Source organism: Cedecea selenatireducens (assembly GCF_042138895.1).
Lineage (GTDB): Bacteria > Pseudomonadota > Gammaproteobacteria > Enterobacterales > Enterobacteriaceae > Cedecea > Cedecea selenatireducens.
The window spans coordinates 1-14,480 of sequence record NZ_JBHIKW010000006.1; the positions used below are offsets into that span (position 1 = coordinate 1).

15 protein-coding genes are annotated in these 14,480 nt (G+C 57.2%); 3 read left to right on the forward strand and 12 right to left on the reverse strand.

The features are described 5' to 3' along the window. Positions 1-88 precede the first annotated feature (88 nt). From artJ (ACE38U_RS11395) to ACE38U_RS11420, 6 genes are all read right to left on the reverse strand, one after another. Positions 89-820, reverse strand: coding sequence for an arginine ABC transporter substrate-binding protein ArtJ (gene artJ / locus ACE38U_RS11395; RefSeq protein WP_176982768.1), 732 nt, complete (start codon positions 818-820; stop codon positions 89-91). Between the two features lie 156 nt (positions 821-976). Further along, on the reverse strand, positions 977-1,645 hold the full coding sequence (gene artM / locus ACE38U_RS11400) for an arginine ABC transporter permease ArtM (RefSeq protein ID WP_038474160.1): 669 nt from the start codon (positions 1,643-1,645) through the stop codon (positions 977-979). Further along, positions 1,645-2,361, reverse strand: coding sequence for an arginine ABC transporter permease ArtQ (gene artQ, locus ACE38U_RS11405; RefSeq protein WP_038474157.1), 717 nt, complete (start codon positions 2,359-2,361; stop codon positions 1,645-1,647). The genes artM and artQ overlap by 1 nt, the downstream gene beginning before the upstream one ends. An 8-nt stretch (positions 2,362-2,369) precedes the next feature. Beyond that, entirely contained in the window at positions 2,370-3,101 is a 732-nt protein-coding gene (artJ, locus tag ACE38U_RS11410) for an arginine ABC transporter substrate-binding protein (protein ID WP_038474155.1), read from the reverse strand. Positions 3,102-3,121: 20 nt separating this feature from the next. Next, positions 3,122-3,850 (reverse strand): arginine ABC transporter ATP-binding protein ArtP, encoded by a 729-nt coding sequence (artP, locus tag ACE38U_RS11415; RefSeq protein ID WP_375529774.1) that lies wholly within the window; start codon positions 3,848-3,850, stop codon positions 3,122-3,124. A gap of 227 nt (positions 3,851-4,077) precedes the next feature. Further along, entirely contained in the window at positions 4,078-4,602 is a 525-nt protein-coding gene (locus ACE38U_RS11420; protein ID WP_375529775.1) for a lipoprotein, read from the reverse strand. Positions 4,603-4,710: 108 nt separating this feature from the next. Here ACE38U_RS11420 and ACE38U_RS11425 point away from each other — a divergent pair, with 108 nt between their 5' ends. Beyond that, complete coding sequence (locus tag ACE38U_RS11425; protein ID WP_038474145.1) at positions 4,711-5,034, forward strand: heavy metal-binding domain-containing protein; 324 nt, start codon at positions 4,711-4,713, stop codon at positions 5,032-5,034. After that, on the forward strand, positions 5,031-5,861 hold the full coding sequence (locus ACE38U_RS11430) for an N-acetylmuramoyl-L-alanine amidase (protein ID WP_038474142.1): 831 nt from the start codon (positions 5,031-5,033) through the stop codon (positions 5,859-5,861). The genes ACE38U_RS11425 and ACE38U_RS11430 overlap by 4 nt, the downstream gene beginning before the upstream one ends. On the opposite strand, the gene ACE38U_RS11435 is transcribed toward ACE38U_RS11430, so the two are convergent. The 4 genes from ACE38U_RS11435 to poxB form a co-directional block, all read right to left on the reverse strand. After that, entirely contained in the window at positions 5,858-6,868 is a 1,011-nt protein-coding gene (locus ACE38U_RS11435; RefSeq protein WP_038474139.1) for a 3-beta-hydroxysteroid dehydrogenase, read from the reverse strand. The genes ACE38U_RS11430 and ACE38U_RS11435 overlap by 4 nt on opposite strands. An 88-nt stretch (positions 6,869-6,956) precedes the next feature. Further along, entirely contained in the window at positions 6,957-8,408 is a 1,452-nt protein-coding gene (locus ACE38U_RS11440; RefSeq protein ID WP_375529776.1) for an SDR family oxidoreductase, read from the reverse strand. 15 nt (positions 8,409-8,423) lie between these two features. Next, positions 8,424-9,425: a low-specificity L-threonine aldolase gene (gene ltaE, locus ACE38U_RS11445; protein WP_038474133.1), complete on the reverse strand. Its 1,002-nt coding sequence runs from the start codon at positions 9,423-9,425 to the stop codon at positions 8,424-8,426. 65 nt (positions 9,426-9,490) lie between these two features. After that, complete coding sequence (poxB, locus tag ACE38U_RS11450; protein ID WP_375529777.1) at positions 9,491-11,212, reverse strand: ubiquinone-dependent pyruvate dehydrogenase; 1,722 nt, start codon at positions 11,210-11,212, stop codon at positions 9,491-9,493. A 150-nt stretch (positions 11,213-11,362) separates the two neighbouring features. On the opposite strand from poxB, the gene ACE38U_RS11455 reads away from it, so the two are divergent. Continuing rightward, complete coding sequence (locus ACE38U_RS11455; RefSeq protein WP_038474127.1) at positions 11,363-11,794, forward strand: DoxX family protein; 432 nt, start codon at positions 11,363-11,365, stop codon at positions 11,792-11,794. Positions 11,795-11,829: 35 nt separating this feature from the next. Here ACE38U_RS11455 and hcr read toward each other — a convergent pair whose 3' ends face one another. Beyond that, a complete protein-coding gene (gene hcr, locus ACE38U_RS11460; RefSeq protein ID WP_176982762.1) occupies positions 11,830-12,798 on the reverse strand; it encodes an NADH oxidoreductase in 969 nt (322 codons plus the stop codon). Between the two features lie 9 nt (positions 12,799-12,807). Then, positions 12,808-14,460, reverse strand: a complete 1,653-nt coding sequence (hcp, locus tag ACE38U_RS11465; protein ID WP_038474121.1) for a hydroxylamine reductase — start codon at positions 14,458-14,460, stop codon at positions 12,808-12,810. Between the last annotated feature and the right edge of the window lie 20 nt (positions 14,461-14,480).

Consider the following 14,480-nt stretch of genomic DNA (forward strand, 5'->3'; position numbering starts at 1 on the left):
CTGTAGCTAATCCTTCATAATAGAGGGTATTTTGTGACGACTCTATCGCTGTACTTTCACTCCCCAGAGGATCGCGATGAGAACAAACTTACTGCGGGAACCACTGATTGCTAATCTTCTGGTAAGTCCCGTCTGCTTTAATTGCCGCCAGCGCATCGTTGAGTTTCTTCAGCAGCGCCTGATTATCCGGGCGAACCGCAATCCCTAAACCGGTGCCAAAGTACTGCGCGTCGGTCACATGCTCGCCCACGGTAGCCAGCTGCGGGTTGGTTTTCAGCCATTCGTTCACTACGGCGGTATCGCCGAACACGCCATCGATACGGCCATTTTTCAGGTCAATGATCGCGTTCTGGTAGCTGTCATAAGAGACGGTTTTGATCTCAGGATGTTTATCCTGCAGATATTTCTGGTGCGTGGTGCCGTTTTCCATCCCGATGCGTTTGCCCTTAAGGTCGTCCAGCGACGTAAACTGGCCTTTTTTCGCAATCACCACCGCCGAGTTGGCATAGTACGGGTTGGTAAAGGCGACCTGCTTTGCACGCTCCGGCGTGATGTCCATACCGGAAATGACCGCATCGTATTTGCGGAACTTCAGCGATGGGATAAGGCTGTCGAAGGCGTGGTTGGTGAAGGTACATTCAGCCTGCATTTGTTTGCATAGCGCTTTCGCCAGATCGATATCGAAACCGACGATCTGATTGCTGGCGTCCAGAGATTCAAAAGGAGGATATGTTGCCGAAGATCCGAAGCTGATTTTTTCCGCTGCAGCCGCGCCAAATGCGGTTGTAGCCAGGATTGCGGCTAACAGTAACTTTTTCATGCGTGTTGCTCCCGTCTGTCAATATTGTTTTAAATCGTCGTTTCCCGACGTCAAACAACCATGCCAAAATGTGAATTTATATGCAATAAAAATGTATAATTATATTTATTTGGGCGTAAAAAAAGCGGGGTTTTCCCCGCTTTCCTATTAACCTTTCTAGCTTCGGTGCTCGAAGGCCAGCGCCCGGCGTTCGATAAAGCGCATCAGCAGTGTGAGAAGTCCGTTAACAATAAGGTAGACCAGCCCGGCTGCGCCAAAAACGGCCACATCATAGGTACGTCCGTACAGCAGCTGCCCGTAGCCCATCACTTCCATCAGCGTGATGGTGTAGGCAAGCGAGGTACTTTTAAAGACCAGCACTACTTCGTTTGAATAGGAAGAGAGCGCACGCTTGAAGGCATACGGCAGCAGGATAGCCAGCGTGTCTTTCTTGCTCATCCCCAGAGCGCTACAGGACTGCCATTGGCCTTCAGGAATGGCTCTGATAGCGCCGTAAAATAGCTGCGTGGTGTACGCGGCGCTGTTGAGCGACAGCGCAATCAAGGCGCACAGCCAGGGTTCGGAAAGCAGATGCCACAGCACCGGATAGTGCTGAAGCGACGGGAACTGCCCCGGCCCGTAGTAAATGAGGAAGATTTGCACCAGCAGCGGCGTGCCGGTAAACAGCGTGATGTAGACGCGCACAATGTGCACCAGCCCCGGCGTTTTCAGCGTCAGAACGATGGTGAACAGCAGCGACAGCACGAGCGCTACGGCAATAGAAGCGGCGGTGAGCGTCAGGCTGGTGTGCAGACCTTTCATCAGCTCCGGTAAGTACTCGAGCATCAGTCAGGTCTCCGTTCAAAGCGCGTGGCGCGCAGGTCGATACGTTTCAGGATGTACTGGCTCAGCAGGGTGATAACCAGGTAAATTGCCGCGGCAATCACGTACCAGGTAAACGGCTCCTGGGTGCGGGTGGCAATGCTTTTAGTTTGCAGCATCAGGTCGTTCACGCTGATAAGCGACACCAGGGCGGTGTCTTTCAGCAATACCAGCCACTGGTTACCCAGACCCGGCAGCGCGTGGCGCCACATCTGCGGCATCACCAGCCGGAAGAAAATCGCGGTTTGGGATAACCCCAACGCCTGGCCTGATTCCCATTGCCCAACCGGCACCGCTTTCAGCGCGCCGCGCAGCGTCTGCGACGCATAGGCGGAATAGAGCAGGGAGAGGGCAATCACGCCGCAGAGGAACGGGCTGACGTCAAAGTTCTCAATCTCCATTTTGACCGGAATCGCGGCAAAACCGAGGTTAATGGTAAAGCCGTCAGAGAGCATCAGCAGCAGCTGGGAGGAGCCGAAGTAGATAAACAGCACCACCAGAATTTCAGGCAGGCCACGGAAAAGCGTGACCAGCCCTGAGCCAATCCATGCCAACGGGCGCCATTTGGCGGACTCCCAGACGGCAAAGATCATCGCCAGCACGAGGCCGACTATCAGGGCACAAACGGCAAGGCCGACGGTCATCCCGGCGGCGCTTGCTAATGGAAACAATTCGTTCATCGAGTCGATTACTTCTGGAACCATTTGTCGTAGATGGCTTTGTAGGTGCCATCTTGTTTCACTTTATCCAGCGCGGCGTTGAATTTGCTCTGCAGGTCAGTGTTGCCCTGGCGCAGGGCGATGCCGAGGCCGGTGCCGAAGTAATCTTTGTCGGTCACTTTATCACCCACGGCAACCAGTTCCGGGTTGGCTTTCAGCCATTCGGTCACCACGGCGGTATCGCCGAAGACGGCATCAATACGGCCGTTCTGCAGATCAAGCTTAGCGTTCTGATAGCTGTCATAAGGCACGGTGGTGATTTCCGGGTGCTTATCGGTGATGTATTTCTGGTGCGTGGTCCCGTTCTGGATACCCACTTTCTTGCCTTTCAGCGCGCTGATATCAGCGTTCTTGCCCTTCACGCCAACAAACAGCGCGGAGTTGTCATAGTAAGGCTTGGTGAACAGCACCTGTTTTTCACGCTCAGGCGTGATGTCCATCCCCGCCATTACCGCGTCAATACGGCGGAATTTCAGGCTTGGGATCAGGCTGTCGAACGCCTGATTGGTAAAGGTACAGGTGGCATCGATCTGTTTGCACAGGGCGTTAGCCAGGTCAACGTCAAAGCCGACGATCTTGTTGTTGGCGTCGATAGACTCAAACGGAGGGTAAGAGGCTTCGGTAGCAAAACGGATAGTCTGTGCGGCGGTAGCAGAAAGGCTCAGAGTGGCTAAAAGAGTGGCCAGCAAAACTTTTTTCATTGTCGTTTTCCCGTTCAACATCAGTGAGAGAGATAGAATTTAAACGCATCGGTTTGCGGGTTAGCAAAGCAGCTGGCATCACCTTGTTCGATGATGTGGCCGTTTTCCATATACACCACGCGGCTGGCGGTTTTACGCGCCACTTCTACTTCATGGGTCACGATGACCTGAGTAATGTTGGTTTCCGCCAGCTCGCGAATAATGCTGACGATCTGCGCGGTGATTTCCGGGTCGAGGGCGGCAGTAGGCTCATCAAACAGCAGAATCTGCGGCTCCATCATCAGTGCGCGGGCAATAGCCACGCGCTGCTGCTGACCGCCGGAAAGGTGCAGCGGATAGCGATCCATATACGGCTTCAGGCGCAGGCGTTCAAGCAGCTTATCGGCGCGTTCGCGGGCTTTATCTTTACTTAAGCCCAGCACGCGGCACGGCGCTTCAATCAGGTTTTGCAGCACGGTGAGGTGCGGCCACAGATTGTATTGCTGGAAGACCATGCCGACGTTCTGGCGCAGTTCGCGAATCGCTTTGTCGCCGGGGGCTTTGGAGAAGTCGAAATTATTGCCTGCGATGCTGAGTTTGCCGGAACGCGGCATCTCGAGCAGGTTAAGCACGCGCAAAAGTGAACTCTTGCCGGCGCCGCTTGGGCCCAGCAATACCAGCGTCTCACCCTGCGGGCAATGTAGTGTGATGTCGAACAGCGCCTGATGGGCACCGTAAAAGCAATTAATGCTGTCTAGTTGAATACTCATGCGCTGAAGTTGAATAGCAATTGAGGCCGCAAAGGGTACCTTTAACAGAATAGTTATGCAATCTTTGTGCGTTAAAACTTAAAAATAACTGCTTTCATGGCGTAAAGTTAGCACAAAATAGCGAGGCGGGTGGTGGCTAAGTATAAAAAACCGCATTCCCTGAAAATGCCAGACTATTTACAGGGGTTACGTTTTTTCCACCCGCATAGCGTAAGCCAAAATTGCCGCTATTTCCCTTCAACCGCCTGCCGCAGCGTGCCGGTTGGCGCGTGGCTTGCTGCACCGAGATAACGCACATCGTCCACCGCCCAGCACTGGCCTTCGCGCACCATCAGCACTTCATCTTTCCAGGTCTGGCTGCCGCGAGTGAGCTCGACCCGCAGCGGAAGATTGCGCGCGTCGGTATTAGGGATAGTTGACGCAGAGGCAACGCTTGCTTTATCTGGCCCTTCGGACTGGCTGGAGAAGATATCGCTGCGGGTAAACGCGTTTTGTGCGGCCGGTGAGGTGCTGGATTTTTGCAGCAGCTGGAGCAGGGAATCACTCAGGTAAGGCCGCAGCGCGGCGACGGAACTCAGGCCTTCACCTTTGTGGGCGATGCGGTAGTCATAGAACTGCTGAGCGACGTCATCCGGGCCGCCGCTGACGCAGGGGCCGCTGCGGGTGCCGATGTCTTTAAAGGCTGGCGTTACGGTAGTACAGGCCGACAGAACCAGCGCACAGGGGAGAAGAGCCAAAGCTGAGCTGCGCATTTTTATTTCCTTATTTTCTCAGGAGGACTACCTTAGCATAGCGTATTGGCTCAAAATCGCGTGGCGATTGCCGGGCTAACATGTTGATGGCAAAGAGAGGAGAACGAGATGCAGTTTACAACGACGCCGGGCCTGGAAGGCCACATCATTACTGAATACTGCGGTGTAGTGACCGGGGAAGCTATCCTGGGGGCTAATATTTTCCGCGATTTTTTTGCCGGGGTTCGCGACATCGTCGGCGGGCGTTCCGGTGCTTATGAAAAAGAATTACGTAAAGCGCGGGATATCGCGTTCCGCGAAATTCAGGAGCAGGCCGAAAGCCTGGGGGCTAATGCGGTAGTCGGGATAGATATCGATTACGAAACCGTGGGTAAGGACGGCAGTATGCTGATGGTTTGCGTCAGCGGCACGGCGGTGAAAACACGGAAATGAAAGCCAGGATCTTAGCGCTTGCCCTGGCGCTGCTGCTGGCGGGCTGCGCCGGCCAAAAAGGGATTGTCGATCGGGGCAGCTTTAAAGTAGACACCAGACACCAGGCTCAGGCCGCTTATCCACGGGTGAAAATCCTGGTTATCCACTACACCGCGGATGATTTTTCAGGGTCGCTCTCCACGCTCACAGATCGTAACGTCAGCGCTCACTATCTGATTCCGGCTAAGCCACCGCTGTCCGGTGGGAAACCCGTTGTCTGGCAGCTGGTGCCAGAAGAACAGCTGGCCTGGCACGCGGGGATAAGCTTCTGGCGAGGCGCTACGCGCATCAATGATACTTCCGTGGGGATTGAGCTGGAAAACCAGGGCTACACGCGAATCGGGGGCGTTCAGCGCTTCTATCCGTTCAGCCAGCCGCAGATTGCGGTACTTGAAGATTTAGCGAAGCAGATTGTTGCGCGCTATAACATCGCGCCGCAGAATGTGGTGGCTCACGGAGACATTGCCCCGCAGCGCAAGGTTGACCCGGGTCCGCTGTTCCCCTGGAAGCACTTTGCGGAAAAAGGGATTGGCGCATGGCCAGATGCGGCGCGGGTGGCATTTTATCTCAATGGCCGTGGCCCTTATCAACCGGTGGATAAGGCGGAGCTGTTGGATTTACTTTCCCGCTATGGCTACGAAGTGTTGCCGGGCATGACCGATGCGCAGCAGAAAAGGGTGATTACCGCCTTCCAGATGCATTTCCGCCCGGCGAATTATAGCGGCGAAGCGGATGCAGAAAGCCAGGCGATAGCCGAAGCACTCCTGGAGAAATACGGGCAGGGCTAGCCGCGGTGCAGCGTGCCGTGATCTTTAAGCCACAGCGCGGTGCGCCGAATGCCTTCATCAAGGGTGATGATAGGCTGGTAGCCCAGCTCCGTTTCCGCTCGTGTTGTATCCAGGGTCAGATCGAAGTTCAGCTTGGAGACGCCGTAGTGCGTGAGCACCGGTTCTTTGGCCGATTTATTGCCAAAGTGCTCCAGGCTGCGGGCGATGATGTCCAGCATCGGGTACGGCACCGAGCGGATGCGGCATTTGATGCCCAGCTCGTCGATAAGCTTCTGCACGATGGTCCGCAGCGGGCGAGCTTCCATGTTGGTGATGTTGTACGCGCGGCCGGACGGTAAGTTCTGTTGCTGCGTCGCCAGCCACATCGCATGCACCGCGTTTTCCAGATAGGTCATATCCACCAGCGCATCGCCGCCGCGCGGCAGCAGCACGCTCCCGTAGTGGCGCATCATCTGCACCAGGCGCGGGAAAAACACTTTGTCGTGCGGCCCGAACAGGCTTTGCGGGCGCAGGATGGTGAAGCGGGTGTTCGGGTTGGCCTGCGCCAGTAGCTGAATAACCTCTTCGCTGGCGGCTTTGCTGCGGGCAAATTCGTTGGCAAAGCGCACCGGGCGGAAATCTTCGCTGATGTTGCGGTGGTGGTGGTAGTCGAAGTAGAGCGACGGCGACGAGATGTGAATAAAGTCGCGCACGCCCCAGGCCACGGCCCATTCGCCCAGGCGGCGGGTGGCGCGGACGTTGGCGAGGTCAAAGGCCTGCTGGGTTCCCCACGGCGAGGTAAAGCTGGAGCAGTGCCACAGCGTGTCGACATCCGCGAGCATCACTTTAGCCTGGGAAGAGACCAGCTCCGTCAGGTCGGCATGGACAAATTCTGCGCCCATCTTTTGCAGCAGCTTGCCCATCGCTTCGTTGCGCCCGGTTGCCCGGACGCTGACGCCCCTGGCGCGTAAATATTCGACCGCGTTTCGGCCTAAACCGCTGGTTGCGCCGGTGACCAGTACCTTCATGTGACCAACTCGTTATATTTGAGATTAACGCTGCGCATTTTTCCGTGAAACGGCAGCGCATGCAATGGGAATACTGAAAGATTAAGAGCTAACATCTCTTTTTGATCGAGTTTTGTTCCGCTAAATGAACAATTCGCCGCGCCATTCCCTTAAAGATAAATAAATGGGCGGGGATCATCACCAGCCAGTAGAGCAAACCGGCGCAGCCGTGAGGATGCCACCAGGCCCTGACGTCGAGCGTGCGCTGGTTGCCGTCATCCTGCAATGTGAAGGAAAGCCGCCCGAGCCCCGGCGCTTTCATGCCGAACAGCAGCGTCAGCTCTTTTTCCGGCTCGGCAATAATCACTTTCCAGCTATCCACGGTGTCGCCCACTTCCAGCATGGCTTTTTCAGGCCGCCCTTTAGCAAGCCGATGCCCGACCAGCAAATCCATCAGCGCGCGGGTCTTCCACAGGGCATTGCCAAAAAAGTAGCCTTCTTTGCCGCCGAGCTGGTTAATGACCTGCCACAGTGAACGGAGATCGGCGTGGGTGGTGAGCGTGCAGCCCGCCTGTTTGGCAAAAAAACCGTAATCTGGCCGCCAGCGGGCAAACGCCTGAGCGTCATAGCCCCAGTCCTGCGAGTTGGCGAGCTGGTGTTCGTTCGCCAGCGTCAGGCGTACGGCGTCGTCAAAGCTGATGAGCTGCTGCGGGATGAGCTCTCGCAGGCTGCGGTCATCCGCCAGCAGATCGTGTTCAAGCCCCTGAATCAGCGCTTTGGCGATGCCGGGCGGCACGGAGGTGATGACGTTCAGAAACCACACGGAAATCCAGCTGGTGGGCAGAGGGACGGGAATCAACGGACGACGGCGGCCGCTGATAGCCATAAAGCGCTCAAACTGCTGCTGGTAGCTGAGCACTTCCGGGCCTGCGGCTTCAAACAGGCGGTGGCCTGTCGCAGGATTATCTAACAGCGCGACCAGGTAATGCAGCAGGTTATCCAGGGCAATAGGTGAGGTGCGGGAGCGCACCCAGCGCGGTGGCGTGAGCACCGGCAGGTTGTAAACCATATCACGCATGACCTCGAAGGCCGCCGAGCCTGCGCCAACAATAATTCCTGCCCGCAGTTCGGTGACCGGAACGCCGGAATCGCGCAGGATATCTGCTGTGATTTGCCGCGCCTTCAGGTGTTTCGAATTTGTTTGCCCACTTTTTGCCTGCAATGAACTCAGGAAAATAACCTGCTTGACCGGATGCTCGGTCAGTGCGTCGCGCATGTTCAGCGCCGCCTGGCGTTCGAACTCCAGAAAATCATCGCCGTCGCCCATGCTGTGGATCAGGTAATAAACCGTATCCACGCTTTCCAGCAAGGCACCCAGGCGGTGCGGCCAGTGTAAGTCAACGTGCCGACATTCGACGCCCGGCCACGGCTGCTTTTTCAGCCAGTCAATACGGCGTGCGGCGGCGGTGACGTGATGTCCCGCCGCCACGAGTAAAGGCACCAGGTGCTGGCCAATGTAGCCGCTGGCGCCGAGGACCAGTATCCTTTGGGGTTCTGCCATCGTCCCTGACTCCCGTTAGTTTTGCAGGAAGCTGCGCCAGTGGGCGACGACTTCAGCCAGCTGACTGCGGGTGACGTCCAGATGGGTGACCAGGCGCGTTGCCGGGCCCGCGCTGATGATGATGCCGCGCTCACGCATGTAGGGGCCTAAATCTTCCGCTTCTTCCGCCGTCATGCGCACGAACACCATGTTGGTATCCTGGCGCATTACGTCAACGCCAATTTCACGCAGCTCGCCAGCCAGCCAGTGAGCGTTATCGTGATCTTCTTTCAGGCGCTCAACGTTATTTTTCAGCGCATACAGGCCAGCCGCCGCCAGAATCCCGGCCTGGCGCATGCCGCCACCGGTCATCTTGCGCCAGCGTATGGCACGTTTGATGTACTCTTTACTGCCCACCAGTAGGGAGCCAACCGGCGTGCCCAGGCCTTTCGACAGGCAGATGGTGAAGCTGTCGCAGTAGCGGGTAATGTCTTCCAGCTGGCAGCCATAGGAAACCACGGCGTTGAAGATACGCGCGCCGTCAACGTGCAGCGCCAGGTTGTGCTTGCGGGTGAACTCCCAGGCCTGCTGGAGATATTCGCGCGGCAGCACTTTGCCGTTATGGGTGTTCTCAAGGCTCAATAATTTAGTGCGGGCGAAGTGAATGTCGTCCGGCTTAATTTTGGCCGCCACTTTGTCCAGCGGCAGGGAGCCGTCGCGATCCGCTTCGATAGGCTGAGGCTGAATGCTGCCCAGTACCGCTGCACCACCGGCTTCATAGAGGTAGTTATGTGCGGCCTGGCCAACGATGTACTCTTCGCCACGCTCGCAGTGGCTGAGCAACGCCACCAGGTTAGCCTGAGTGCCGGTAGGTAAAAACAGGGCAGCTTCTTTCCCGCTGATTTTTGCCGCGTACTCCTGAAGCTCGTTAACGGTCGGGTCGTCGCCGTAAACGTCATCTCCGGTCGGCGCGGCCATCATTTGCTCAAGCATGGCGCGGGAAGGGCGGGTAACGGTATCGCTGCGTAAATCGATCATGACGGGTCCTTTATCGAGAGGCTGCGCCCGGACAAGTATCCGGGCGCCTGGGGCAACCTTCTTTTTTACCGGAACCAGTTGGTTTTCGCCAGCTCGATAACTTCATCTCCGCGCCCGCTGATGATGGCGCGCAGCATATACAGGCTGAATCCTTTAGCCTGTTCCAGTTTGATTTGCGGGGGAATAGCCAGCTCGTCTTTGGCGACAACCACGTCCACCAGCACCGGGCCATCCGTACTAAAAGCCTGTTCCAGCGCGGCGTTCAGCTCTTCGGGTTTTTCAACGCGAATGCCGGTGATGCCGCAGGCTTCGGCGATGCGGGCGAAGTTGGTGTCGTGGAGTTCGGTGCCGTCGGTGAGGTAGCCCCCGGCTTTCATCTCCATGGCCACAAACCCCAGCACGCTGTTGTTGAAGACCACTATTTTAATCGGCAGCTGCATTTGCGCGACGGACAGGAAATCACCCATCAGCATGCTGAAGCCGCCGTCGCCGCACATGGCGACGACCTGACGATCGGGGGCGGTGGCTTTTGCGCCCAGCGCCTGCGGCATGGCGTTAGCCATCGAGCCGTGGTTAAACGAGCCCAGCAGACGGCGCCTGCCGTTCATTTTTAGATAGCGTGCGGCCCAGACGGTCGGCGTGCCTACGTCGCAGGTAAAAATGGCATCATCGGCGGCGTAATGGCTGATTTGCTGCGCCAGATATTGAGGGTGGATTGGCTTGCCTTCGGTGGCTTTTGCCAGATCGTCCAGATCCTCACGTGCTTTGCGGTAATTCTCGAGCGCTTTATCGAGGAAGCTGCGATCGGCTTTCTCTTCCAGCATCGGCAGCAGGGCGGCCAGCGTGGCTTTGATATCGCCAATCAGCGCCATGTCGACCTTGCTGTGCGCGCCGATGCTGCCGGGATTAATATCAATCTGGATAATTTTTGCATCCGTCGGGTAGAACGCACGGTACGGGAACTGGGTGCCGAGTAGGATCAGCGTGTCGGCGTTCATCATGGTGTGGAAGCCGGACGAGAAGCCGATTAATCCGGTCATGCCCACGTCATAGGGGTTGTTGTACTCGACATGCTCTTTACCGCGCAGGGCGTGAACAATAGGCGCTTTCAGCGTGGCCGCCAGCTGTACCAGTTCATCGTGGGCGCCGGCACAGCCGCTGCCGCACATCAGGGCGATGTTGTCGTTATAGCGCAGCAGCTGGGCGAGTTTTTTCAGCTCGTCATGATGCGGCACCACGACGGGCTGAGGGGCCGGGTACCAGTGAGTGGTCGCGTTTTCCGGCGCAGGCTTAAGCGCCACGTCGCCCGGCAGGACGACGACCGAAACGCCGCGGTTCAGGATGGCTTTACGCATGGCTATCGCCAGTATCTGCGGGATTTGTTCCGGGTTAGAGACCAGCTCGCAGTAGTGGCTGCACTCGCGGAACAGCTCTTCGGGGTGGGTTTCCTGGAAGTAACCGCTGCCGATTTCGCTTGAAGGAATATGGGCGGCAATAGCGAGCACGGGCACGTGGTTTCGGTGGCAGTCATACAGGCCGTTAATGAGGTGCAGGTTGCCTGGCCCACACGAGCCAGCACAAACCGCAAGCTCTCCGGTAAGGTGCGCTTCTGCCCCGGCGGCGAAAGCGGCAACCTCCTCATGGCGGGTCGGCATCCACTTGATGGTCCCCATACGATTGAGGCTGTCGCTGAGGCCGTTCAGTGAATCGCCGGTGACGCCCCAGATACGTTTCACGCCCGCGCTTTCAAGCGTTTTGGCCAGCCAGGCCGCTACGGATTGTTTCATCGGTTTTCCTTGTCCAGTGTGATAGCGCTTACAAGCTTAGTTCAATTCCACGTAAGGGCAGGTAAAAGCCTCCCTAAAATTAGGGCTATTTGTTGCTGAATATTAAGTGTAAATTATTCTCGTTATCATTTTAAAAGGGTGGCAATTCATATGGTTACTAAAATGTTAAATGCAGTGAATGGCGCACTAAGCAAAGACGATCTGGGCAAATTATTCCTGCGCCTGGCGGTAGGTGGCCTGATGCTGTTTCACGGCCTGCATAAGCTGTTTGGGGGCGTGGGCGGCATTAAAGGGATGCTGGCTGCGCACGGCATACCGGAATTTGTGGCCTACGGCGTGCTGCTGGGTGAGGTGCTTGCCCCGCTGCTGATTATTTTAGGGATCCTGACGCGGCTGTCCGCGATTGGGCTGGTATTCACCATGATCGTGGCGTGGCTGCTGGTGGGCGTGGGGGAAACCTTTATGCTGGATAAAACCGGGGCCTGGGGCATTGAGAGCCTGATGTACTTTTTCCTCGGCGCGCTGGCGATAGTCTTTTGTGGTGCGGGGCGTTACGCGTTTGGCAAGGCTGCCTGGCGGTAGAAAAAGAAGAGGCACCGCGAGGTGCCTTTTCAGATTTAAGCGAGCACCAGGTCGCTCTGAGGATGACAGGAGCAGGCCAGCACATAGCCACTGGCGATTTCCTCATCCGTCAGCGTCATGGTGCTGGAGACGGTGTAGTCGCCTGACACCACTTTCGTTTTACAGCAGCCGCACACGCCTGCGCGGCAGGCGGCATTCACCGGCACGCTGTTGCTTTCGAGCGCGGCAAGCAGCGTACTGCCCACCGGTGAGTAGAACTCACGCATCGGCTGCAGCGTGGTGAACTTCAGGCCGCCCGTTGACGGTGCAGCGGATGGCGTAAAGAACACTTCCTGATAAAACGCCGTTACCCCCAGCGCTTTCACTTCTTTTTCAACCTGGGCCATATAAGGCGCGGGCCCGCAGGTCATTACCGTCCGGCCGGCGATATCCGGCACCGAGGCCAGGATCTCGCGGCTCAGCCGTCCGGCAATAAAGCCTTGAGTAGCATTGTTTTCCGCCACCAGGGTCACCGGGTAATGCCGCCATTCGTCAGCAAAAATCACGTCCTGCGGAGAGCGCACGTTGTAGATAACCTGCACGTCCGCCTGCGGGCGATGCTTTGCCAGCCAGCGGCGCATGGCCATAATCGGCGTGACGCCGCAGCCCGCCGCCAGCAGCAGATAGTGCTCTGACGACAGGTTCTCGCAGCTAAACTCCCCTTGTGCTTCAGACAGCCACAGGTAATCACCCACTTTCACCTCGCCGGTAAGCCAGCCGGAGCCAGCGCCGCCGTCGATGCGCCGCACCGTCAGCGTGATGAATTCGCTGATGCCCGGTGTGGAAGAGAGGGTGTAGGCCCGCAGAGTCTCGCTGCCGTTACGAATGCTCACCAGCGCATATTGCCCGGCTTTGTAAGGGTAGAAGTCGTGATTGATCAGCGACAGCGTCCAGACATCCGGCGTTTCCTGGTGAATATGGTGCACCTGCATACGATACGGGCACAGCGGCGTTGGCATGGTCATGGGGACTCCTTACGCGCTCATTAACTGTTGAATATCTTGCTCAACGGTAGTGATGGCGCGCAGGCCAAATTTCTCGTTCAGCACCGCCAGCAGGTTTGGCGTGAGGAAGCCCGGCGCGGTTGGGCCGGTGACGATATTCGTGACGCCAAGTGAGAGCAGGGTAAGCAGAATGACAATCGCTTTTTGCTCGAACCAGGAGAGCACCAGGCTCAGCGGCAGATCGTTCACCCCGCAGCCCAGTTTCTCTGCGAGCGTCACGGCCAGAATAATCGCCGAATAGGCGTCGTTACACTGGCCCGCATCTACCAGACGCGGCAGCCCTTCGATGTCGCCGAAGTCCAGTTTGTTAAAGCGATATTTCCCGCAGGCCAGGGTCAGGATCAGGCAGTCCTGAGGCACGCTGGTGGCGAAGTCGGTGAAGTAGTTACGTTCGCCACGCGCCCCGTCGCAGCCGCCGACCAGGAAGATGTGGCGCAGTTTTTCACGGCTGACCAGATCGATAAGCGTGTCTGCCGCCCCCAGCAGGGTCTGACGGCCAAAGCCGACGGTGATCAGGTGCTCGATTTCGCTGTACGGGAAGCCCGCCATTTGCTGAGCCTGGGTAATCACCGGGCCAAAGTTGTCGCCTTCCAGGTGGCTGACGCCCGGCCAGCCGACGATGCTGCGGGTCCAGATTCGGTCATCGTACGCGCCCACGGTTGGGTCGATGATGCAGTTGGAGGTCATCACAATCGGGCCAGGGAAACGGGCGAATTCGGTTTGCTGGTTCTGCCAGCCGCTGCCGTAGTTGCCGACCAGATGCTTGAATTTACGCAGCTCTGGGTAGCCGTGCGCCGGCAGCATTTCCCCGTGGGTATAGACGTTCACGCCGGTGCCTTCGGTTTGCTCGAGCAGGTTATAAAGATCCTTCAGGTCATGGCCGGAAATCAGGATGCATTTCCCGGCCACGGGACGCACGTTAACCTGGGTTGGCGTTGGGTGGCCGTATTTACCGGTTTCCCCGAGATCCAGAATGCTCATCACTTTGAAGTTCATCTGGCCGATTTCCATGGAGCAGTCCAGCAGGGCGCCCATGTCCGCAGGCCAGGTGCCGAGCCACGCCATGATTTTATGGTACTGGGCATAGATGTCATTGTCGTACTGGCCCAGCACGTGCGCGTGTTCCATATACGCGGCAGCGCCTTTCATGCCGTACAGGCACAGCAGGCGCAGGCCGAGAATGTCTTCGCCAATGTCGGCTTTATCGCGGTTGGGCGTAAATTCGGCGGCCTGACGCTGAAGCTCCCCGAGGTCGCTGCTGACCAGCTGCAGCTCTGCCATTGGGTTAGTTACGGCTGCCGAAGGACTGATAGCCAGAGTGCGGGCTTTCAGATCTTCACGCATCGTAATTGCTTCGCGGGCATAGCCTACGATGCGGGCGGAGTCGAAGTTGACGTTGGTCAACGTAGAGAAGAAGGCGCGTGGGGCAAAGTTATCAATTTCGTGGTCGATAATACCGCGTTCACGAGCGGCGACCGCCCAGGCGGAAAGCCCCTGCAATGTCGCAATCAGCAGGTCCTGCAGGTCGGAAGTCTGGGCCGTTTTACCGCAAACGCCCTGGGCATAGGCACAGCCATCGCCGGCCGGGGTACGGATGGTCTGTTCACATTGCACACAAAACATGATCTCACCTTAAAGTTATA

What these genes read in the sequence shown, in the direction of transcription:
- artJ (WP_176982768.1), bottom strand. Translation starts at nt 820, where the DNA reads ATGAAAAAGTTACTGTTAGCCGCAATCCTGGCTACAACCGCATTTGGC.
- artM (WP_038474160.1), bottom strand. Translation starts at nt 1,645, where the DNA reads ATGCTCGAGTACTTACCGGAGCTGATGAAAGGTCTGCACACCAGCCTG.
- artQ (WP_038474157.1), bottom strand. Translation starts at nt 2,361, where the DNA reads ATGAACGAATTGTTTCCATTAGCAAGCGCCGCCGGGATGACCGTCGGC.
- artJ (WP_038474155.1), bottom strand. Translation starts at nt 3,101, where the DNA reads ATGAAAAAAGTTTTGCTGGCCACTCTTTTAGCCACTCTGAGCCTTTCT.
- artP (WP_375529774.1), bottom strand. Translation starts at nt 3,850, where the DNA reads ATGAGTATTCAACTAGACAGCATTAATTGCTTTTACGGTGCCCATCAG.
- ACE38U_RS11420 (WP_375529775.1), bottom strand. Translation starts at nt 4,602, where the DNA reads ATGCGCAGCTCAGCTTTGGCTCTTCTCCCCTGTGCGCTGGTTCTGTCG.
- ACE38U_RS11425 (WP_038474145.1), top strand. Translation starts at nt 4,711, where the DNA reads ATGCAGTTTACAACGACGCCGGGCCTGGAAGGCCACATCATTACTGAA.
- ACE38U_RS11430 (WP_038474142.1), top strand. Translation starts at nt 5,031, where the DNA reads ATGAAAGCCAGGATCTTAGCGCTTGCCCTGGCGCTGCTGCTGGCGGGC.
- ACE38U_RS11435 (WP_038474139.1), bottom strand. Translation starts at nt 6,868, where the DNA reads ATGAAGGTACTGGTCACCGGCGCAACCAGCGGTTTAGGCCGAAACGCG.
- ACE38U_RS11440 (WP_375529776.1), bottom strand. Translation starts at nt 8,408, where the DNA reads ATGGCAGAACCCCAAAGGATACTGGTCCTCGGCGCCAGCGGCTACATT.
- ltaE (WP_038474133.1), bottom strand. Translation starts at nt 9,425, where the DNA reads ATGATCGATTTACGCAGCGATACCGTTACCCGCCCTTCCCGCGCCATG.
- poxB (WP_375529777.1), bottom strand. Translation starts at nt 11,212, where the DNA reads ATGAAACAATCCGTAGCGGCCTGGCTGGCCAAAACGCTTGAAAGCGCG.
- ACE38U_RS11455 (WP_038474127.1), top strand. Translation starts at nt 11,363, where the DNA reads ATGGTTACTAAAATGTTAAATGCAGTGAATGGCGCACTAAGCAAAGAC.
- hcr (WP_176982762.1), bottom strand. Translation starts at nt 12,798, where the DNA reads ATGACCATGCCAACGCCGCTGTGCCCGTATCGTATGCAGGTGCACCAT.
- hcp (WP_038474121.1), bottom strand. Translation starts at nt 14,460, where the DNA reads ATGTTTTGTGTGCAATGTGAACAGACCATCCGTACCCCGGCCGGCGAT.